Source organism: Microterricola viridarii (genome assembly GCF_900104895.1).
In the GTDB taxonomy this organism is placed as follows: Bacteria; Actinomycetota; Actinomycetes; order Actinomycetales; family Microbacteriaceae; genus Microterricola; species Microterricola viridarii.
This window is the reverse complement of record NZ_LT629742.1, coordinates 1,976,370-1,995,198: the sequence shown is the minus strand read 5'-3', so window position 1 is coordinate 1,995,198 and position 18,829 is coordinate 1,976,370. Positions and strand designations below refer to the sequence as shown.

Sequence of the window (18,829 nt, the reverse complement as noted above, 5' to 3'; positions counted from 1 at the left end):
CTAGCGTCGATCGGCGGACCGCGCACTCGCGCCCACCCGAAAGGAACAGCCCCTCCATGCAGCCCACCCTCCTCGGAATCGACTTCCTCGACGCCGATTGGCTCGTCCACTGGTTCGGCCCCTTCATCCTGCTGGGTGTTGCCGCCGTCGTGTTCGCCGAGACCGGACTCATCGTGCTCTCCTTCCTCCCCGGCGACTCGTTGCTCTTCACCGTCGGCCTGCTGACCGCGACCGGCTTCGTCCAGTTCCCCATCTGGGTGACGGCATCCGTCATCTTCGTCGCCGCATTCGCGGGCGACCAGCTGGCCTACTACCTCGGGCGCAAGGCCGGCCCGGCCATCTTCAAGCGCGAGCAGAGCCGGTTCTTCAACCCGGCCAACGTCGAGCGCACGAACGCGTTCTTCGACAAGCACGGCGGCAAGGCCATCATCCTGGCCCGCTTCCTGCCCGTGTTCCGCGCCTTCGTGCCCGTCGCGGCCGGCGTGGGCCGGATGCCCTACCGCACCTTCATCACCTTCAACCTGATCGGCGCGTTCCTCTGGGGCGTCGGCCTCACCCTGGTCGGCTTCTTCCTCGGCCAGATCGAGTTCGTGGCCCGCTACTCCGAGTTCTTCATCATCGGGATCATCCTGATCTCCGGCATCCCGATCCTGCTCGAGCTCGGCAAGGCGGCCCGCGCGACTCTCGCCAAGCGCCGGAGCTCGGCCGCAGCGGCCCCGGCTGAGCCGGCCGCAGACGAGCTCGCCGCGCGCTGAGGTCGCCCGCTCTCACGCCGTCCTGTGACAGAGTGATCCCACCGGATCGCGAAGGAGCGAGATGCCAGAGAGCACAGAGGTCCCAGAGAGCACCGACGACCCAGAGAGCACCGACGTCCCCCGGGGCAGCGAGGCCTCAGACGTCGGCGTGGACACGGAGTCCGGCCGCATTCGGGGCAGCCTGGCAGGCGGGGTGCGCCGCTTCCTCGGCGTGCCGTACGCGGCAGCGCCGTTCGGCGCCCTGCGCTTCCGGCCGCCGCAGCCCGTCCCCTCCTGGCCCGGCGAGCGGGACTGCACCACACCGGGGGCGACGGCGCCGCAGCTGCCCTACGGGGGCGGCATGGAGCGGTTCCTCGGCAGTGTGAGCGTGCCGGGCGAGGAGATCCTGAACCTGGCCATCTGGGCGCCGGAGCGGCGCGACGCCGCCCTCGCACCGGTCATCGTCTGGATCCACGGCGGGTCCCTCAGCCGCGGCAGCAACGCCCTGGAGGCCTACGACGGCACCCGCTTCGCCCGCGACGGGGTCATCTTCATCGGCGTCAACTACCGCCTCGGCGCAGAGGGCTTCTCCGTCTTCGCCGACGGCGAGGCGAACCTCGGCCTCGCCGACCAGATCGCGGCGCTGCGCTGGGTGCGCCGCAACATCTGGGCGTTCGGCGGCGACCCGAGCCGGGTCACCGTGATGGGCGAGTCGGCCGGCGCGATCACGATCGCCGCCCTGCTGGCGCGGCCGGACGCCGCGAGCCTCTTCGACCGCGCCATCATGCAGAGCGGCCCGCCGGACGCGAAACCGGCGAAGACCGCGGGCACGGTGACCCGCCGCATGGCCAAGCTGCTCGGCGTGGCCCCGCTCCGCGCCGCCTTCGCCGAGCTCTCCCCCGCCCGCCTCCTCGACGCCCAGCGCCGGGCCACGGCCGGCACGACCCCGATCACCGGCGGCCCCGCGTTCGCGCTCACCCTCGGCACCGAGACCGTGCCGCGGCATCCGATGACCGCGTTGACGGGCGGGGCCGGTTCCGGCATCCCCGTGCTGATGGGCGCGAACACCGAGGAGTACCGGCTCTGGTTCATCCCGACCGGGCTGCTCGCGAAGATCGGCAGGGCACACATCGCCGTCGCGATGGCGAAGTTCGGGATCTCGCCCAGGACCGTGCGGCTGTACCGGCGCAACCGGCCGGGCGCCAGCCGCGGCGAGCTGTTCGGCGCGCTGGCGACCGACCTGCTGCTGCGGATCCCCCTGAACAAGCTCGCGGATGCCCGGCTGCGGGTGCCGGGCGCGGCGCCGAGCTTCGTCTACGAGTTCGCCTGGCGCTCCCCCGTCGACGGCTTGGGCGCCTGCCACGCGCTCGAGCTCGGCTTCGTCTTCGACAACGTCGGCAGCGAGGAGGCCGTCGCGATGGCCGGCCCCGGCGCGCCCCGGCGCCTGGCCACCGACATGCACGCGGCCTGGGTGCGCTTCGCCGCCACCGGCGACCCCGGCTGGCCGGCCTGGTCGCCCGAGCGCCCGGTCAAGGTGTGGGACGGGGCCGCGGATGCCGTCGTGCTGGCGCCGCGGGAGGACGAGCGCGCCCGCTGGCGCTGAGTGCCCTTGGCAACAGAGACGGCCGGCCCCGTCGGGGCCGGCCCTTTCTGCAATCGGGAGCTGTGGGTTTAGAACAGCGCGCCGTTGATGCCGGCCGTGCTGACGGCGCCGTCCTCGACGCCCCACTTGGCGAGGATCGCGCCGTAGCTGCCGTCGTCGATGATCGACTGCACGGCCGCCTCGACGGCCTGGGCCAGCGTGCCGGACTCCTTGGCGACGGCGAAGCCGAACGGCGCGGAGTCGTACTGCTCGCCGATCAGCTCGAGCTTCCCCTGCGTGGCGGAGACGGCGTAGGCGGTCACCGGCGAGTCGGCGGCGAAGCCGGCCGCGCGGCCGAGCACGACGGCGTTGGTGATGTCGTCCTGCGTCTCCAGCTTGAGGATGCTGATGGGCGCCTTGCCGGCGGCGACGCAGGCCTCGGAGCGGGCGGGGATGTCGTCGGTCTCCTGGTAGGTGGTGGCGCCCGCCGCGATGACGAGGCCGCAGGCGTCGTCCGGGTTCAGCGTGCTGCCGGCCGCGGCCGCCCAGCGGGTGCCCGCCGAGTAGTAGTTGACGAAGTCGACGATCTTCTCGCGCTCCTTCGTGTCGGTGAACGAGCCCTGTCCGACGTCGTACTTGCCGCCGATCACGCCGGGCAGGATGTTGTCGAAGGCCGCACCCTGGTACTCGACCTCGAGGCCCATCTTGGCGCCGATGGCGTCCATCAGTTCGATGGCCCAGCCGGTCGGGGCGCCCTCCGCCGTCTTGAACTCGTTCGGCGAGTAGGTCAGGTTGACGCCGACGCGGAGCGCGCCGCTCTCGGCGATCGCGGCCGGGACGAGGGCGGTGACGGCGTCGTCGGCGCCGACGACGACCGCGTCGCCGGTCGGGGCGGCCGTGGTCGGCGCGTTCTGGACACAGCCGACGAGGCTGACCGCGAGGAGGGACGCGGCCGCCACGAAGAGCAGGCGGCGTGCGGGGCGAACGGAAGTCATGGTGCTCCTTAGTGTGATTCTGCTGTGAGTGCTGTGGAGAGGGGTTCGATGTCGGTGCCGGCGGCGGCGAGGTAGGCGAGGACCTCGCCGACGGATGCCGCGCCGGAGCGGGCGCCGTGGGCCTCGGTGGCCCGGGCGCCGGCGCCGTTGGCGAAGAGCGCGGCGAGGCCGGCATCCGCGGTGCGGTCGAGGGCGAAGAGGAAGGCGCTGCAGAAGGCGTCGCCCGCGCCGGTGACGTCGAGCACGGCGGCCGCGAGGCCGGCGACCTCGATGGGCTCGGAGCCGGAGTAGACGATGCAGCCGTCGGCGTCGCGGGTCACCACGAGGTGGGACAGGCCGCCGGCGAGGAGGGCGGCGGCGCAGTCGGCGGCGCTCCGGCCGGAGCGGAGGCGCTCGAAGCCGATCCGGTTGACGAAGAGGAGGTCGACCGTGCCGATCAGCTCGAGGTCGCCCGGCTCGAGGTCGGCCACGTCCAGGTCGAGCACGATCCGGGTGCCGGCGGCGCGGAGCGCGCGGAGGATCTCGGCCGGGCCGAGCGCGCCGTGGCGGAGGCGGCGCAGGTCGCCAATCGAGCTGTAGACGCTGCGGGCCGCGCCGAGCAGGTCCATTCGCGCGGCGTCCAGCTCGAAGCGCTGGTCACCGATGCGCGGCGTCAGCACGACGTGCTGGCCCCCTGCGAGGAAGATCAGGCAGCGCGAGTCGGCCAGCTCGTTGTCGACGAGGCAGAGCGCGGTGTCCACCCCGCTCTGCTCGAGGTCGGCGAGCAGCCGCTGGCTGACGGCCCCGTCGTTCATGGCGGTCACGAAGCGGGTGGGCGCGCCCAGCGCGGCGTGCACGCAGGCGGCGTTGGCGATCATGCCGCCGACGACCGCGGGCAGAGGGTCGAGCCAGGCCTTGTCGCCGAGGGCCGGCCAGCTCTCGGCCGTGAAGTACTCGTCGAGCGCGACGTCGCCGATGAAGATGGTGCTCTGGGGGCTCATGCGGCGGCCTGCACGGTCACCGCGGCCCCGGTCGGCAGCACCCAGTCGTCGGCGATGCTGTCGTCGGCGGTCGCCATCCAGTAGTAGTGCGCGGGCTTCCCGACGCCGTGGCAGGCCGTGTGCCAGATGCCCTCGGCGAGCACGATGACGTCGCCCGGCTGCAGCAGGAACGCCCGGAGGTCGGCGGCGTCCGGCCGCTCGCCGGCGGTGGCCGCGACGGCGACGACGACGGGCTCGGCGGCGCAGAGCAGCACCTCGCGGGTGTGGTGGTGGCGCTCCATTCCGGTGACCTGAAAGGGGGCGGCGGCGCCGAGCGTGAACCCGAGGTGGCCGGGCGTCTCCAGCACCGCGTGCAGCGAGCGGCGGTCGGTCCAGCCGTCGCCGAGCGTCGTCATGACGCGCTCACCGCCCGCGCCGAGGTCGAGGTACTCACCGAAGGCGGCGAAGGAGTCGGCGCTGAGCGGCTCGGCGGTCAGCGTGCGCGTCTGCGGGCTCATCGGGCACCGTGCGCGATGGCGGTGAGCTCCGCGACGTGCGCGGCCAGCACATCGCCGTCATCCTTGCGGGTGTCCTTGAGGAAGCTGCCCACGATCGCTCCGTCGGCGTCCTCGAGCTGGGCCACACAGTTGGCCGCGGTGATGCCCGCGCCGACGATGAGGGGGAACTCGCCGAGGATGCCGCGGAACTCGCGGATGCGCTCGAGGCTCGTCTCCATGCCGGTGCCCTCTCCGGTCACGACGATGGCGTCTGCCCGCTCCCGGCCGAGGCCGAGGTCGGTGCCCAAGTCGTTGCCGCTCAGGTAGGGCTGGTACTTGAAGCGCACGCCGCCGAGCACCGCGGCATCCGTCGACGCGCGCCAGCCGGCGAGCCGTTCGGCGAAGGCCGGCTCGTCCTCGGCGCCGAGGTGGCCGGCGACCGAGTCGAGCTGCACGAAGCTGGCGCCGTACTGCCCGGCCAGCACGAAGCCGCGCTCGTCGTCGTCGAGCACGTTGACGCCGTAGCAGGCCGTCGGGCGCTCCTGCTGCAGCACGCGCAGCACCGCCTCGACGTCGTCCGGCGTGCCGAAGTAGTTCTCCACGATGACGGCGTCGACGCCGTTGCTGTAGAGGGTCTCGATCTCGCGGCGGGCGATGTCGAGCTTCTCCTCGGCGGTCTCACCCTTCAGGTGGACCATGCCGAGAACGACGGGGGCCGCTGCGAGGCGGTCGAGGAAGGCGGTGCGTCTGGAAGTCATGTGGTGGGTCCCGATGGGTCTCAGGCCTGGCGCGCGGCCGGCAGCGTGGTGGAAATGTTGAATTGGACCGTGGACGAGTAGACGATTTCGATCTGCTCGATCTCGCGGTCGTGTTGGTCGAAGGCGGCGCCATGCAGGGTGACGAGGGCTGGAGCGGCCCGCGTCTCGCCGAGGACGGCGCACATGGCGGCGTCCGGGATCACGGTGCTGAGGGTCATCTCGGTGCGAGACGGGTGCACGCCGTAGTGGGCGCGCAGCGTGTCGTAGAGCGAGGCATTCTCGAAGTCGAGGGTGTCGAGCCCCGGGAACAGCTCGAGCGAGAGGTGTGAGGTGTCCAGAGAGAAGATGCTCTCCGTCTCGGCGATGCGCACGCCGCGCAGGCGCACCAGGCGCAGCTGCGGCGTGCCGCCCGCCTCGATGACCTCGTGCTCGACGACGCGGGAGATCGGGATGCCGCCGCGGCCGCGCATGGTGTCGCTGAAGCCGCCGAAGTTCCAGATGCTGTGCGTCATCGGGCGGAACTGCACGAAGGTGCCCTTGCCCTGGACCCGGCGCACGAGCCCCTCGGTGACGAGCTCGCCGATGGCCTGCCGCACCGTGCCGCGCGTGGTCTGGAACGTCTCCATGAGCGAGGGCTCAGAGGGGATGGCCTCACCGTCGAGCAGCTCGCCGTTCAGGATGAGCGAGCGCACATGGCGCCCGATCTGCGCGTACAGCGGCAGGTAGTCCTGTGCAGCCATTGTTGCCTCCCTCGTGTGCTTGTATAGACGACCATACAATCACGGGGTGTGCGGGGCAAGACGGGTGTGCGGCCGGGCCTCGCGCTTCCGGGACGGAGGAGCTCGGCGGCAGCACGGTTCCGCCCCGATTTGCCAGACTCGGCGCTCACACTGGGTGCGTGCAGCAGGAGAGAGCCCGGGTGACGACGACCGACGGCACCGGACTGGCGTACGCCTCGATCGGCGCCGGCCGGCCGGTGGTGTATGTCGCGGGCTGGCTCGGCCATCTGGAGCTGAGCTGGGAGCTGCCTGCAGAGCGGGCCTACTATGAGAGCCTCGCGCAGGGCTGCCGGCTTGTCCGCTACGACCGCGCCGGATCTGGGCTGTCGGCGCCCTCGGCCCGGCCGCCGTCGCTGGCGTACGAGCTCGAACAGCTCTCCGCGGTGGTCGCAACCCTCGACGCGGAGCCCTTCGACCTGGTCGGAACGTCACTGGGGGCGCTGGTCGCCGTGGCGTGGGCGGCGGCGCACCCCGGCGCCGTCCGACGACTGGTGCTCTACGGCGGCTGGGTGTCCGGCGCGGACATCTCCCCGCCCAGCGCCCGGGAACACGTCCTGGGGCTGGTCGAGTCGCACTGGGGGCTGGGGTCCGACGTTCTGACCGAGATCTTCGCGCCGGACGCCGATGACGCGACGCGCAGGGAGTTCGGCCGCTACCAGCGCGCCTGCGCGACCGCCACCACGGCGCGAGCGCTCCTGGCGCTGAGCTACGAGCTCGACGTCAGCAGCCTGCTCCCCCTCGTGCACGCCCCGACACTGGTGGTGCACCGGGACCGCGACCGGGCCGCTCCCGTCGCCCAGGCGAGGGCACTCGCAGCAGGGATCGCCGGTGCGCAGCTCGTCGTGCTGCCCGGCCGCTCCCATCTGCCGTACGTGGGCGACACCGCCGCGCTCGTCGGGTCGGTCCGCCGGTTTCTCGGCCTGCCGGCGCCGCGGCGCGGCGCCCGGGCGTTGACGGCCCGCCAGGACGAGGTCGCGGCGTTGATCAGCGAGGGGTGCACCAACCGCGAGATCGCCGCACGGCTGGGCATTGACGAACGATCGGCGGAGGGGCACGTGGAACGGATCCGCCTGCGCCTCGGCTTCCGGTCGCGCGCCCAGATTGCCGCGTGGTACGTCGCGCAGCGCGACCGGCCGGGCTCGGCGAACTGAGGTAGTTCCACGCCTGACGGCGCGAACGGAGTCCGGCACGCTGGTGACATGAGCATCAGCGCCACACCCACCGCCACCCCGGCATCGACCGGGTTCGAGCTGCACGCCGGCCGGGGCCGGTTCAACGCCGCCTTCTTCTGGCTGATCGACCCGTACCTGGAGTGGAGCCTGCGCCGGCAGAAGCGACGCGTCTTCGGCGGGCTCCCGCGGGAGGTCGTCGAGATCGGGTCCGGCGTCGGCGCCAACCTCCGCTACCTCCCGGCCGGCGGCACCCTCGTCGCCTTCGAGCCGAACCGCTACATGCACGGCCCCCTCCGCGCCGCCGCCCGCCGCAGCGAGGTGCGACTCGACCTGCACGAGTGCATGGCCGAGAACACCGGCCTCCCCGAGGCCAGCGTCGACACCGTGATCTCCTCGCTCGTGCTCTGCTCCGTGCAGGACCCGGTGGCCGTGCTCACCGAAATCCGGCGCATCCTGCGCCCGGGAGGCAGCTTCCGCTTCCTCGAACACGTCGCCGCCCGCCGGGGCACACCCACCCATGCCGCACAACGGCTCCTGCGCCGACCGTGGGCCTGGGCGTTCGAGGGCTGCTCGTGCCAACGCGATCTGGAGTCCGCCGTGCGCGCCGCCGGGTTCGCGAGCGTCACGATCAGGCACTACCGGGTGCACACCCCGCTTCTCCCGTTCAACACCCACATCGCCGGCATCGCGCGGGCCTGACCCCCGGGCCGGCGGCCGACCGCCACCCATGAAAGGAATCCATGATGAACACCCCACCCATCTGGCACGGCGAGGTCCCACCCGACGTCCTCACCGCCATGCGGCGAGGCACCCTCATCGAGACGCTCGGAATCGAGGTCACCGCGGTCTTGCCTGATTCCCTGCAGGGCCGGATGCCCGTCGATTCGCGGACCACCCAGCCAGCCGGGATGCTCCACGGCGGCGCGTCCGTCGCGTTCGCGGAGACGCTCGCGTCGATTGCGGGCTTCCTGGCGGTCGATCGCGCACGCTTCCATGTCGTCGGCATGGAGATCAACGCGAACCACCTCCGGCCCGTGGCGGAGGGGTGGGTGACCGGGGTCGCCCGCCCGATCTACCGTGGCGGGCGGGCCCAGGTCTGGGAGGTGCGGATCGCCGACGACCAGGATCGCCTGGTCTGCATCTCGAGGTGCACGCTCGCGGTGCTCGAGGTGCCGACCACGTACCTGAGCGCCGAACAGCGGGCGTAGCCCCGACACGGCGGGGCAGCGCACCCGCCGATCGGGCCCGCGCCCAGCACGCGATCAGGCCGGGGGGCCCGCGGCGTCCGCGAGGGCCTGGATCCGCAGCGCCAGCGCGACGTCCCGCTCCGTCACCCCGCCCGCGTCGTGCGAACTGAGCTCGAAGGCGATGCGGCCGTACCCGAGTCGCACATCGGGGTGGTGGTTGAGCCGGGCGGCGACCTGGGCGACGGCGTCCAACAGGCGCACGGCGCCGGAGAAGTCGCCGGTCTGGTACTCCGCCTCCAGCTTCCCCGGCTTGTGTGTGAACGCCGTCCCGGCGAGGGCGTCGGCGGTGTCGCTGGGCAGCAGCAGTGAGTGGTGTGCGGGCATGCCTCCATGCTGCGCCCGGCGTGCCGAAAGCACAACGGCCGGTCCCTGTCGGGACCGGCCGTCGGTGGTGCGTTCTCGCTTAGACGAGCGAGCGCAGCACGTACTGCAGGATGCCGCCGTTGCGGTAGTAGTCAGCCTCACCCGGGGTGTCGATGCGCACCACGGCGTCGAACTCGACGACGGCCTTGCCGGCCGGCGAGTTCTCGGTCGGGGTGGCGACGACGCGAACCGTCTTGGGGGTGGTGCCGTTGTTCAGCCCCTCGAGGCCGAGGATCGACACCGACTCGGTGCCGTCGAGGCCGAGCGTCGCCCAGCTCTCGCCGGCCGGGAACTGCAGCGGCACGACGCCCATGCCGATGAGGTTGGAGCGGTGGATGCGCTCGAAGCTCTCGGTGATGACGGCCTTGACGCCCAGCAGGCTGGTGCCCTTGGCCGCCCAGTCACGCGAGGAGCCGGAGCCGTACTCCTTGCCACCGAAGATCACCAGCGGGATGCCGGCGGCCTGGTAGTTCTGGCTGGCGTCGTAGATGAACGACTGCGGTGCGCCCTCCTGGGTGAAGTCGCGGGTGTAGCCGCCCTCCACGTTGTCCAGCAGCTGGTTGCGCAGGCGGATGTTGGCGAAGGTGCCGCGGATCATGATCTCGTGGTTGCCGCGACGCGAGCCATAGGAGTTGAAGTCCTTGCGCTCGACGCCGTGCTCGACGAGGTACTGGCCGGCGGGGCTGTCGGCCTTGATGTTGCCGGCGGGGCTGATGTGGTCGGTGGTGACCGAGTCGCCCAGCTTGGCCAGGACGCGGGCACCCTGGATGTCGCTGACCGGGGTGGTCTCCATCGTCATGCCGTCGAAGTACGGGGGGCGGCGCACGTAGGTCGACTTCTCGTCCCACTCGAAGACCGCACCGGCGGGGGTCTCCAGCGAACGCCAACGCTCGTCACCCTCGAAGACACCGGCGTACTGGGTCTTGAACATGCCCTCGTTGATCGAGGTGTCGATCGTGGCCTGCACCTCGGCGGCGTCCGGCCAGATGTCCTTGAGGAAGACGTCATTGCCGTCCTGGTCCTGGCCCAGGGCGTCGACCTCGAAGTCGAAGTTCATCGAGCCGGCGATGGAGTACGCGATGACCAGCGGCGGGCTGGCCAGGTAGTTCATCTTCACGTCGGGGCTGATGCGACCCTCGAAGTTGCGGTTGCCGGAGAGGACGGCCGTGACGGCGAGGTCCTGCTCGTTGATGGCAGCCGAGATCTCGTCGAGCAGCGGGCCCGAGTTGCCGATGCAGGTGGTGCAGCCGTAGCCGACGGTGTAGAAGCCCAGCGCCTCGAGGTCCTCGGTCAAGCCGGCCTTGGCGTAGTAGTCGGTGACGACCTTGGAGCCGGGAGCCAGCGTGGTCTTGACCCACGGCTTGGCCTTGAGGCCCTTCTTGACCGCGTTGCGGGCGAGCAGGCCGGCGGCGAGCATCACCGAGGGGTTCGAGGTGTTGGTGCACGAGGTGATCGCGGCGATGGCAACGGCGCCGTGGTCGAGCACGAAGTTCTCGCCGTTCGCCAGCGACACCGCGGTCGGCTTGGAGGCCGAGGCGGGGGCGTGGCTGTGGTGCACGTGGTGGTGCTGGCTGTGCTCGCTCTCCGGCGTGTTCGCGGGCGGGTCGGATGCCGGGAAGGACTCGGAGATCTCGAGGTCGACCAGGTCGTGCTCGACATCGGCGTAGTTGAGCAGGTCCTTCTCGAAGGCCGACTTGGAGACGCTGAGCTCGATGCGGTCCTGCGGGCGCTTCGGGCCGGCGATGGAGGGGACGACGGTGGAGAGGTCGAGCTCCATGTACTCGCTGAAGACGGGCTCGGCGCTGGCGTCGTGCCAGAGCTTCTGCGTCTTGGCGTAGGCCTCGACGAGGGCGATCTGCTCGGCGTCGCGGCCGGTCAGGCGCATGTAGTCGAGCGTGACGTCGTCGATCGGGAACATGGCGGCGGTGGAGCCGAACTCCGGGCTCATGTTGCCGATGGTGGCGCGGTTGGCCAGCGGCACGGAGGCAACGCCCTCGCCGTAGAACTCGACGAACTTGCCGACGACGCCGTGCTTGCGCAGCATGTCGGTGATCGTGAGCACGACGTCGGTCGCGGTGACGGCCGTGGGGATGGCGCCGGTGAGCTTGAAGCCGACGACCTTCGGGATGAGCATGGAGACGGGCTGGCCGAGCATGGCCGCCTCGGCCTCGATGCCGCCGACGCCCCAGCCGAGCACGCCGAGGCCGTTGACCATCGTCGTGTGCGAGTCGGTGCCGACACAAGAGTCGGGGTAGGCCTGCAGCACGCCGCCGACCTCGCGGGTCATGGTGACGCGGGCCAGGTACTCGATGTTGACCTGGTGCACGATGCCGGTTCCGGGCGGGACGACCTTGAAGTCCTCGAACGCGGTCTGGCCCCAGCGGAGGAACTGGTAGCGCTCGCCGTTGCGCTCGTACTCGATCTCGACGTTGCGCTCGAGCGCGTTCTCGGTGCCGAAGAGGTCGGCGATGACGGAGTGGTCGATGACCATCTCGGCCGGGGCGAGCGGGTTGATCTTGTTGGGGTCGCCACCGAGGGCGGCGACGGCCTCACGCATGGTGGCGAGGTCGACGATGCAGGGAACACCGGTGAAGTCCTGCATGATCACGCGGGCGGGGGTGAACTGGATCTCGGTGTCCGGCTCGGACTCGGGGACCCAGGACCCCAGGGCCTCGATCTGCGACTTGGTGACGTTCGCGCCGTCCTCGGTGCGGAGGAGGTTCTCCAGGAGCACCTTGAGGCTGAACGGGAGCTTCTCGTAGCCGGCGACGGTGTCGACACGGAAAATCTCGTAGTCGGTCTCACCGACCCGGAGGGTGTCTTTTGCTCCAAAGCTATTTACTGCAGACACGTGGCCGTCTCCTTTGCTGGGCGCCGCCAAATGCGCGGCATATCTTCAATCTTCGCGGCCGCACTGCGCGTTCTGCCAGCAAGGTTAGCCTAAGTCGGCTCTACCGGTCAGGGCTGATTCGGCGGAAGATTTTATCTCGATGTCGAGATAACTCTAGCAGGAGGGACGGGTCACTCAGGGGCGCCGCGCCGCGGCATCCGCGGGCTTGGCGTAGATCGCCTTGACGATGAGCCAGGACAAGATCAGCAGCAGCGCGTAGAGCGGGACGCCCATCAGCAGCTTGGTGATGGCGAGGCCCTCGACGTTGCCGGCGAAGTACAACGGCACCTGCACGAGCAGGCGCAGCGCGAACAGGCCGAACCAGCAGGCGGTGAGCAGCTGCATCGCCTGGAAGCGGCGCTTGTTCTCCCGCCAGGCCAGGCCGTCGCCCATCAGGTAGCCGACGGCCAGCCCGATCAGCGGCCAGCGCACCAGCATCGAGACGAGCAGCGCGATCGCGTAGACCGCGTTGGTGATGAGCCCGAGGACGAAGTTGTCCTCGCCGCGCCCCGTCCAGAGCGCGAGTGCCGCCGAGACGACGGCGCCGATCAGGCCGGCGACGGCCTGCATGACGGGCGTCTTGCCCACGATGCGGAGCGCCGTGAAGACGACGGCGAGGCCGACGGAGACGCCGAGCGCCCAGCTCAGCTCCTGGCTGAAGGTGTAGATGATGAGGAACACCAGGCCGGGCAGGATCGTCTCGGCCAGGCCGCGGATGCCGCCGAGCGCCGCGAGCATGTCGCGCGGCGAGAGCCGCTCGTCCTCGGCCAGCTTGCCGAGCCCCGCCTTGCGGGCGGCGTCGGCGAGCTGGCTGCCGAAACTGGCCACCGGCTCGAGCGGCTCGTGCTCACGAGGCTCGTCGCCGTGCTGGTCCTCTGGGGCAGCCACTGTCCCGCGGGTCAGACGTTGCTCGGGGCGTCGGATGCCGGTGACGCGGGCATGCGCAGCGGGATCAGGTCGCGCGGCGGCATCGGCGTGGTGCCACGCACGACGACGATGCTGCGGAACAGCTCCTCGACGGCTGCGGCGGCGTCGGGGTTGACCGCCGCCTCACCGGCGATGACGCCGCGGAGGAACCAGCGCGGGCCGTCGACGCCGACGAAGCGGGCGAGGCGCGTGCCACCGGCCGTGCCGGAGCCGGCCGCGACGGGGATCTGGGCGAGCAGCTCGGGCCCGAACGTTCCCTCGCGGAGGGTGGTCGTTCCGCCCTGGCGCGCGATCTGCTCGGAGATCTGGCCGCGGATCTCGTGCCAGAGGCCGCTCGAGCGCGGCGCGGCGAACGGCTGCACCTGCAGCGTGGAGTTGGCGTAGTCGAGGCCGATCGCCACGACGCGCTTGCTCTCTTCCTCGATCTCGAGGCGGAGGTGCAGGCCCTCGCGCGGAAGGATCTTGACCCCGCCGAGGTCGACGTAGGGGCGAACGGGGTTCGCCTCGCTGTCGTCGAGCGGACCGTTCTCTGCGCGGTCCTCTGGTGCGGACTTGGGGTGCTCCACCGGCAGGTCGCCGATGTTCTCAACGTCGCTCACGCGATGCCTCCTGAAGTTGGGGTGCCACTGCCGATGGCGGCAGTGCCGGTCGATCCGAAGCCGCCTTCGCCGCGCGCGCTGCCCGGCAGCGTCTCGACGGGGATGAAGGTCGCCCGGGTCACGGGCATGATGATGAGCTGTGCGATGCGGTCGCCGGGGGCGATCTGGAAGGGTGCGCTCTGGTCGGTGTTGAGCAGAGCGACCTTGATCTCGCCGCGGTAGCCGGCGTCGACGGTGCCCGGGCTGTTCACGATCGTGATGCCGTGCTTGGCGGCCAGGCCGCTGCGCGGCACGACGAATGCGGCGAATCCGGCCGGCAGAGCGATCGACACACCGGTGCCGACGAGGGCGCGCTCGCCCGGGGCGAGGGTCACCTCCTCCGCGGAGTGCAGGTCGGCTCCCGCATCGCCCGGGTGGGCGTACTGGGGCAGCACGGATGCCGTGATCAATACTTCAACGCTTTCAGCCACGTGTCGAGGGTAGTGCAGAACTCTGATCGAATAGAGACATGCCTGAAAACCTCGACACCGCGTCCGCCGTCTACGACGAGCGGCTCTGGCCGAACCCGTGGATGTTCATCGCCACGGCGCTGGTCATCCCCGCGAGCATCCTCGTGCTCGCCCCGATCAGCGTGACGGCGGGCATCGTGACCGCCCTCATCCTCTATGCCGGATGCGTCGCGCTGCTGCTGCTCGCCTCCCCGCGCATCACCCTGACGGCCGACCGGCTCACCGCCGGCCGCGCCAGCATTGGTGTCGACGCACTGGGGCCGGCCACAAGCTGTGAAGGTGCCGAGGCTTTCGCCGAACGCGGCCCGCGACTGGATGCCCGGGCCTGGCTGCTCATCCGCGGCTGGGTGAAGCCGGTCGTCCGCGTCGAGCTGAACGACCCGAGCGACCCCACCCCGTACTGGCTGCTCTCCAGCCGCCGCCCAACAGAATTGGCCGCCGCGATCAATCGATCACGACGGCCAGAAACTGATTCGCCCGCTGCTTAGGCTGCGCACTCCAGGCAGATCGGTCCGAGCTTGGACTCGTGGTCGATCTGCGAGCGGTGCTTCACCAGGAAGCAGCTCACACAGGTGAATTCGTCTGCCTGCGGGGGCAGCACGACGACGTCGAGATCGAGGTCGGAGAGATCCGCGCCCGGCAGTTCGAAGCCACCAGGGTTGTCCGCGTCTTCGACATCAACGACGCCCGACATCTTGTCGGGTACTCGTTCTTTCAGCGCCTCGATCGAGTCAGAATCATCGTCTGTCTTTCGAGGTGCGTCGTAATCCGTTGCCATACCCATCCACTTCCATTTACAGCCGCCAGAACAAAAATCGGCGGCCATAGTTTGCAACAAAGTGCGGGGAATAGCAAACCCTCGTTCGCCGATCTGGCCGCCATTCCTACAGAACTTCCGGCACGCCCAGCGTATTCCCCGGAATTGGCCCTCTCGCGTGGCATCCTTGGCAGCGATAGCCAGCGCGAAAGGGCTCAACGCAATGCAGGAACTCAAGGTAATCGGCGTCGAGAACGGGGCGCTTCTCGTCGCCTCAGACGAGGGCGACCGCTTTCGCATCGTCATCGACGATGTCTTGCAATCGCGGCTGCGCCAGGCACAGCCCGAGGCTTCCAACAGCCCCAAGCTCTCGCCCCGCGAGGTGCAGGCCTACATCCGCTCCGGCATGTCCGCCGACGATGTCGCCGCCGTCACCGGGGCCTCGCTGGAGTACATCCAGCGCTTCGAGGGCCCCGTCGTCGCCGAACGCGAGCACATGGTGTCCTCGGCGCTCGGCGTTCCCGTGCACACGGCGATCGACCCGGAGCCGGCCGACGACCCGATGAATTTCGGCACCGTCATCCGGGAGCGCCTCGCCGCCCTCGGCGCCCACGGTGAGCGCTGGGCCAGCTGGAAGGAGCCGGCCGGCGGCTGGGTCATCAAGCTCGCCTTCACCGCCGACGGAATCGACCACGACGCGCGCTGGGCCTTCGAGCCGAAGAAGCTCACCCTCTCCCCCTTGAACTCCGAGGCCGTGACGCTCTCGCAGCAGGGCGAGATCAGCGGCTCACTGATCCCCCGGCTGCGCGCCGTCGGCCACGACACCACGATCGACGAGTCGCGCTTCGACAGCGGCGCGTTCTCGTTCCGCGACCCGCTGATCGGCGACGATCCCGGCGACGTCGTCTCCCAGCTGGAGCCCATGGCGTACGGCCGGGCCGCCTCCTCCAGCCCCGCCGCGAGCAAGGCCGCCATCAAACGCGCCGACGAGCCGGCCACCTCGCTCAGCGAGACCGCCGACCTGCTCGAGGCGCTGCGCCGTCGGCGCGGGGAACGCGAGGCCGCCTCCTCGACCGTGGCCGAGCCACGCCAGACCCTGACCGGGCCGACCGCCGTTCCGGCCGCGCCCCGGATCGAGGTGCCGGCCGTCTCGACCGAGGCGTCGCAGACGCCCGCCCCCGGCGACAGCTCCGACGAGGCCCCGTCCAACCCGACGCTGCGGCTCTGGGGAGCCGTCAGCAAGCCGGTGGGCGTCCCGTCGCCGGCCGCGCCCACCGGCCCCGTGCCGACCGCGGTGCCGACCGCCGCCGAGCCCGCAGCGGCCCCCGCGGTGGTCTCTGCCGTGCCCCCGGCCGCACCCGCGGCCCGCGCCAAGAAGGGCCGGGCGTCGATGCCGAGCTGGGACGAGATCGTCTTCGGCGCGCGCACCGACGACGACCTGGCCTAGGGCCGCAGCGCCGGCTCGCGCTGCGCCTGCGGCGTGCGCACCGCTGGCACCAGCCAGAGCAGGAACACGCCGCCGACCAGGAGGCCCCAGAAGGCCGATCCGATGCCGGCGATCGCGACGCCGGATGCCGTCACCAGGAACGTCGCGATCGCGCTGATGCGCTGCTCGGCGACCTCGAGCGCGTTCGACACGGCGGTCACGAGCGCGCCGAGCAGGGCCAATCCAGCCACGGCGATGATGATCACCGGCGGTGCAGCCGCCACCAGGGCCGCCGCCACGCCCGCCCCGACGCCGAGGGCCAGGTAGACGAAGCCGGAGCTGACGGTGGCCACCCAGCGCCTCGAGCGCTCCGGGTGCGCCTCCGGGCTGGCCATCAACGCCGCGGTGATCGCGGCCAGGTTGATCACGTGCCCGCCGAAGAGCGCCGCCCCGGCCGAGGCGAGGCCCGTGCTGAGCAGCGCCGTGCGCGGCGCGACGGTGTATCCGAAGGTCGAGAGCACGGCGAAGCCCGGCACGTTCTGGCCCGCCATCGTGACGATGAAGAGCGGGATGCCGAGGCTCACGATGACGGCGGGCTCGAAGACGGGGGCGACGAACTCCAGCCGGGGAAGTGCGGACTGCCCGCTGAGGGCGGCAGGCCCCGCGATCGCGGCGATGCCGACCGCAGCCACCAGCATGGCGGCCGGCACGGCCCAGCGGGGCGCGAGCCGGCTGAGCAGCAGCCAGACGAGGATCATCGGCACGGCGACGAGCGGCTGCTCGATGGCGGCGGTGACCGGCGCGATGCAGATCGGGAACAGGATGCCGGCGAGCATCGCTCCCGCGAGGGACTTCGGGATGCGGGTGATCAGCCGGCCGAGCAGCGGCCAGAGCCCGCACAGCACGATGAGCGCCGCGCAGACGAGGAACGCGCCCACTGCTGCGGCGAAGTTCTGCGTCGTCGCGCCCGCCGCCAGCAGCAGCGCGGCGCCCGGCGTCGACCAGGCGAAGGAGACGGGGACCTTCAGCAGCCACGGGAGCAGGACGCAGATGACGCCCACCGCCAGGCAGAGGGCGAACAGGCCGGATGCGGCCTGTTCGTCGCTGGCCCCGACGGCGACGAGCCCGGCGATGACCAGGGCGAAGGAACTGGCGAATCCGGTGATCGCGGCGACGATGCCGGCGAAGATGGGTTGCAGGATGCCCGTGCCCTTCGTCAGTGAAGCGTTGGCTCTGAAGCGGTCGGGCTAGGCCGACTTCTCCTGGCGGCGCACCTTGTGCGGGACGATCGTGGGTGCGGCGTTCTCGAGCACGGCGGCCCGGGTGACAACCACTCGCGCCACCTCCTCGCTGGAGGGCACCTCGAACATGATCGGCCCGAGCACCTCCTCCATGATGGCGCGGAGCCCTCTGGCGCCGGTCTGCCGGAGCACCGCGAGGTCCGCGATGGCCTCCAGCGCCGACTCCTCGAACTCGAGCTCGACGCCGTCGTACTCGAACATGCGCTGGTACTGGCGCACGAGGGCGTTCTTCGGCTTGGTGAGGATCTCCATGAGCGCCGCCTGGTCGAGCTGGCTGACGGTGGTGACGACGGGGAGCCTGCCGATGAACTCGGGGATGAGCCCGAACTTCTGCAGGTCCTCCGGCAGCACCTCGCTGAACAGGTTGACGTCGTCGCCCTTGGAGTGCAGCGGGGCGCCGAAGCCGATGCCCTTCTTGCCCGCCCGGGAGGAGATGATCTCCTCCAGGCCGGCGAAGGCGCCCGCCACGATGAACAGCACGTTCGTGGTGTCGATCTGGATGAACTCCTGGTGCGGGTGCTTGCGCCCGCCCTGCGGCGGCACCGAGGCGACCGTGCCCTCGAGGATCTTCAGCAGCGCCTGCTGCACGCCCTCGCCGGAGACGTCGCGTGTGATCGACGGATTCTCTGCCTTGCGGGCGATCTTGTCGACCTCGTCGATGTAGATGATGCCGGTCTCTGCCCGCTTGACGTCGTAGTCGGCGGCCTGGATCAGCTTGAGCAGGATGTTCTCGACGTCCTCGCCGACGTAGCCGGCCTCGGTCAGCGCGGTGGCATCCGCGACCGCGAACGGCACGTTGAGGCGCTTGGCGAGGGTCTGCGCGAGGTAGGTCTTGCCGCAGCCGGTCGGGCCGATCAGCAGGATGTTGGACTTGGCGATCTCGATGTCGTCCTTGACGTCGGCCGGCCCGATGGCGCTGCGCGCGCGCACGCGCTTGTAGTGGTTGTAGACGGCGACGGCCAGGGCGCGCTTGGCGGGCTCCTGCCCGATCACGTACTCCTCGAGGAAGCCGAAGATCTCCTTCGGCTTGGGCAGCTCGAAGTCGCCGGTGGCCTCCTCGCCGGATTCGGCGAGGCGCTCCTCGATGATCTCGTTGCAGAGCTCGACGCACTCGTCGCAGATGTAGACGCCGGGCCCAGCGATGAGCTGCTGGACCTGCTTCTGGCTCTTCCCACAGAAGGAGCATTTGAGCAGATCGGCGCTTTCACCTATGCGTGCCATCCGTCCGCCTCCTCAGCGACTTGAATTCGTGTCTTGCCACTCGTGTCTCGAAACGAGTGTTCCAGAACGTGTTCCGAGCCTATCCTGTGATGCCGACATCGCGGCGAGCGACG

The 18,829-nt window shown here is 70.5% G+C and carries 21 protein-coding genes; 8 read left to right on the top strand and 13 right to left on the bottom strand.

Annotated elements, in window-relative coordinates:
* Window positions 1-56 precede the first annotated feature (56 nt).
* Both BLT62_RS09085 and BLT62_RS09080 read left to right on the top strand, forming a co-directional pair.
* Window positions 57-755, top strand: coding sequence for a DedA family protein (locus BLT62_RS09085; protein WP_083363765.1), 699 nt, complete (start codon window positions 57-59; stop codon window positions 753-755).
* 61 nt (window positions 756-816) lie between these two features.
* Window positions 817-2,337 carry a carboxylesterase/lipase family protein gene (locus BLT62_RS09080; RefSeq protein WP_083363764.1) on the top strand — a complete coding sequence of 507 codons (1,521 nt, stop codon included), beginning with the start codon at window positions 817-819 and terminating at the stop codon, window positions 2,335-2,337.
* Between the two features lie 68 nt (window positions 2,338-2,405).
* Here BLT62_RS09080 and BLT62_RS09075 read toward each other — a convergent pair whose 3' ends face one another.
* From BLT62_RS09075 to BLT62_RS09055, 5 genes are read right to left on the bottom strand one after another with little or no spacing between them, the layout of a single operon-like run.
* Window positions 2,406-3,311, bottom strand: coding sequence for an ABC transporter substrate-binding protein (locus BLT62_RS09075; protein ID WP_083363763.1), 906 nt, complete (start codon window positions 3,309-3,311; stop codon window positions 2,406-2,408).
* Window positions 3,312-3,319: 8 nt separating this feature from the next.
* Window positions 3,320-4,291 (bottom strand): carbohydrate kinase family protein, encoded by a 972-nt coding sequence (locus BLT62_RS09070; protein ID WP_083363762.1) that lies wholly within the window; start codon window positions 4,289-4,291, stop codon window positions 3,320-3,322.
* Window positions 4,288-4,788 (bottom strand): ureidoglycolate lyase, encoded by a 501-nt coding sequence (locus BLT62_RS09065; protein ID WP_083363761.1) that lies wholly within the window; start codon window positions 4,786-4,788, stop codon window positions 4,288-4,290. Before BLT62_RS09065 ends, BLT62_RS09070 begins: the two co-directional genes overlap by 4 nt.
* A complete protein-coding gene (locus BLT62_RS09060) occupies window positions 4,785-5,525 on the bottom strand; it encodes a BtpA/SgcQ family protein (protein ID WP_083363760.1) in 741 nt (246 codons plus the stop codon). The genes BLT62_RS09065 and BLT62_RS09060 overlap by 4 nt, the downstream gene beginning before the upstream one ends.
* Before the next feature lie 20 nt (window positions 5,526-5,545).
* Window positions 5,546-6,265, bottom strand: coding sequence for a GntR family transcriptional regulator (locus BLT62_RS09055; protein ID WP_083363759.1), 720 nt, complete (start codon window positions 6,263-6,265; stop codon window positions 5,546-5,548).
* A gap of 158 nt (window positions 6,266-6,423) precedes the next feature.
* Here BLT62_RS09055 and BLT62_RS09050 point away from each other — a divergent pair, with 158 nt between their 5' ends.
* The 3 genes from BLT62_RS09050 to BLT62_RS09040 are packed head-to-tail and all read left to right on the top strand — an operon-like array spanning window position 6,424 to window position 8,684.
* Window positions 6,424-7,455 carry an alpha/beta fold hydrolase gene (locus BLT62_RS09050; protein WP_083363758.1) on the top strand — a complete coding sequence of 344 codons (1,032 nt, stop codon included), beginning with the start codon at window positions 6,424-6,426 and terminating at the stop codon, window positions 7,453-7,455.
* 48 nt (window positions 7,456-7,503) lie between these two features.
* Window positions 7,504-8,175 carry a class I SAM-dependent methyltransferase gene (locus tag BLT62_RS09045; protein WP_083363757.1) on the top strand — a complete coding sequence of 224 codons (672 nt, stop codon included), beginning with the start codon at window positions 7,504-7,506 and terminating at the stop codon, window positions 8,173-8,175.
* A gap of 44 nt (window positions 8,176-8,219) precedes the next feature.
* Window positions 8,220-8,684 carry a hotdog fold thioesterase gene (locus BLT62_RS09040; RefSeq protein ID WP_083365398.1) on the top strand — a complete coding sequence of 155 codons (465 nt, stop codon included), beginning with the start codon at window positions 8,220-8,222 and terminating at the stop codon, window positions 8,682-8,684.
* Window positions 8,685-8,738: 54 nt separating this feature from the next.
* Here the strand turns inward: BLT62_RS09040 and BLT62_RS09035 are convergent, their stop codons facing one another.
* The 5 genes from BLT62_RS09035 to dut form a co-directional block, all read right to left on the bottom strand.
* On the bottom strand, window positions 8,739-9,047 hold the full coding sequence (locus BLT62_RS09035; protein WP_083363756.1) for a 4a-hydroxytetrahydrobiopterin dehydratase: 309 nt from the start codon (window positions 9,045-9,047) through the stop codon (window positions 8,739-8,741).
* Between the two features lie 79 nt (window positions 9,048-9,126).
* Complete coding sequence (acnA, locus tag BLT62_RS09030) at window positions 9,127-11,937, bottom strand: aconitate hydratase AcnA (protein ID WP_083363755.1); 2,811 nt, start codon at window positions 11,935-11,937, stop codon at window positions 9,127-9,129.
* A 174-nt stretch (window positions 11,938-12,111) separates the two neighbouring features.
* A complete protein-coding gene (locus BLT62_RS09025; RefSeq protein ID WP_231919075.1) occupies window positions 12,112-12,864 on the bottom strand; it encodes a DUF3159 domain-containing protein in 753 nt (250 codons plus the stop codon).
* Window positions 12,865-12,875: 11 nt separating this feature from the next.
* Window positions 12,876-13,502, bottom strand: a complete 627-nt coding sequence (locus BLT62_RS09020) for a DUF3710 domain-containing protein (RefSeq protein WP_083363754.1) — start codon at window positions 13,500-13,502, stop codon at window positions 12,876-12,878.
* A complete protein-coding gene (gene dut, locus BLT62_RS09015; protein ID WP_083363753.1) occupies window positions 13,499-13,972 on the bottom strand; it encodes a dUTP diphosphatase in 474 nt (157 codons plus the stop codon). Before dut ends, BLT62_RS09020 begins: the two co-directional genes overlap by 4 nt.
* A 38-nt stretch (window positions 13,973-14,010) precedes the next feature.
* Between dut and BLT62_RS09010 the strand changes: the two genes are divergently transcribed.
* Window positions 14,011-14,499 (top strand): DUF3093 domain-containing protein, encoded by a 489-nt coding sequence (locus BLT62_RS09010; protein ID WP_083363752.1) that lies wholly within the window; start codon window positions 14,011-14,013, stop codon window positions 14,497-14,499.
* Here the strand turns inward: BLT62_RS09010 and BLT62_RS09005 are convergent.
* A complete protein-coding gene (locus BLT62_RS09005; protein WP_083363751.1) occupies window positions 14,496-14,789 on the bottom strand; it encodes a DUF4193 domain-containing protein in 294 nt (97 codons plus the stop codon). The genes BLT62_RS09010 and BLT62_RS09005 overlap by 4 nt on opposite strands.
* Window positions 14,790-14,991: 202 nt before the next feature.
* Between BLT62_RS09005 and sepH the strand changes: the two genes are divergently transcribed.
* Window positions 14,992-16,215: a septation protein SepH gene (sepH, locus tag BLT62_RS09000; protein ID WP_083363750.1), complete on the top strand. Its 1,224-nt coding sequence runs from the start codon at window positions 14,992-14,994 to the stop codon at window positions 16,213-16,215.
* On the opposite strand, the gene BLT62_RS08995 is transcribed toward sepH, so the two are convergent.
* Window positions 16,212-17,327 carry a benzoate/H(+) symporter BenE family transporter gene (locus BLT62_RS08995; RefSeq protein ID WP_407937564.1) on the bottom strand — a complete coding sequence of 372 codons (1,116 nt, stop codon included), beginning with the start codon at window positions 17,325-17,327 and terminating at the stop codon, window positions 16,212-16,214. The two genes, sepH and BLT62_RS08995, sit on opposite strands and share 4 nt — an antisense overlap.
* Between BLT62_RS08995 and BLT62_RS18415 the strand changes: the two genes are divergently transcribed.
* Complete coding sequence (locus BLT62_RS18415) at window positions 17,245-17,445, top strand: hypothetical protein (RefSeq protein WP_407937544.1); 201 nt, start codon at window positions 17,245-17,247, stop codon at window positions 17,443-17,445. The two genes, BLT62_RS08995 and BLT62_RS18415, sit on opposite strands and share 83 nt — an antisense overlap.
* Here BLT62_RS18415 and clpX read toward each other — a convergent pair.
* Window positions 17,442-18,716 (bottom strand): ATP-dependent Clp protease ATP-binding subunit ClpX, encoded by a 1,275-nt coding sequence (gene clpX / locus BLT62_RS08990; RefSeq protein WP_083363748.1) that lies wholly within the window; start codon window positions 18,714-18,716, stop codon window positions 17,442-17,444. The genes BLT62_RS18415 and clpX overlap by 4 nt on opposite strands.
* Window positions 18,717-18,829: the final 113 nt, after the last annotated feature.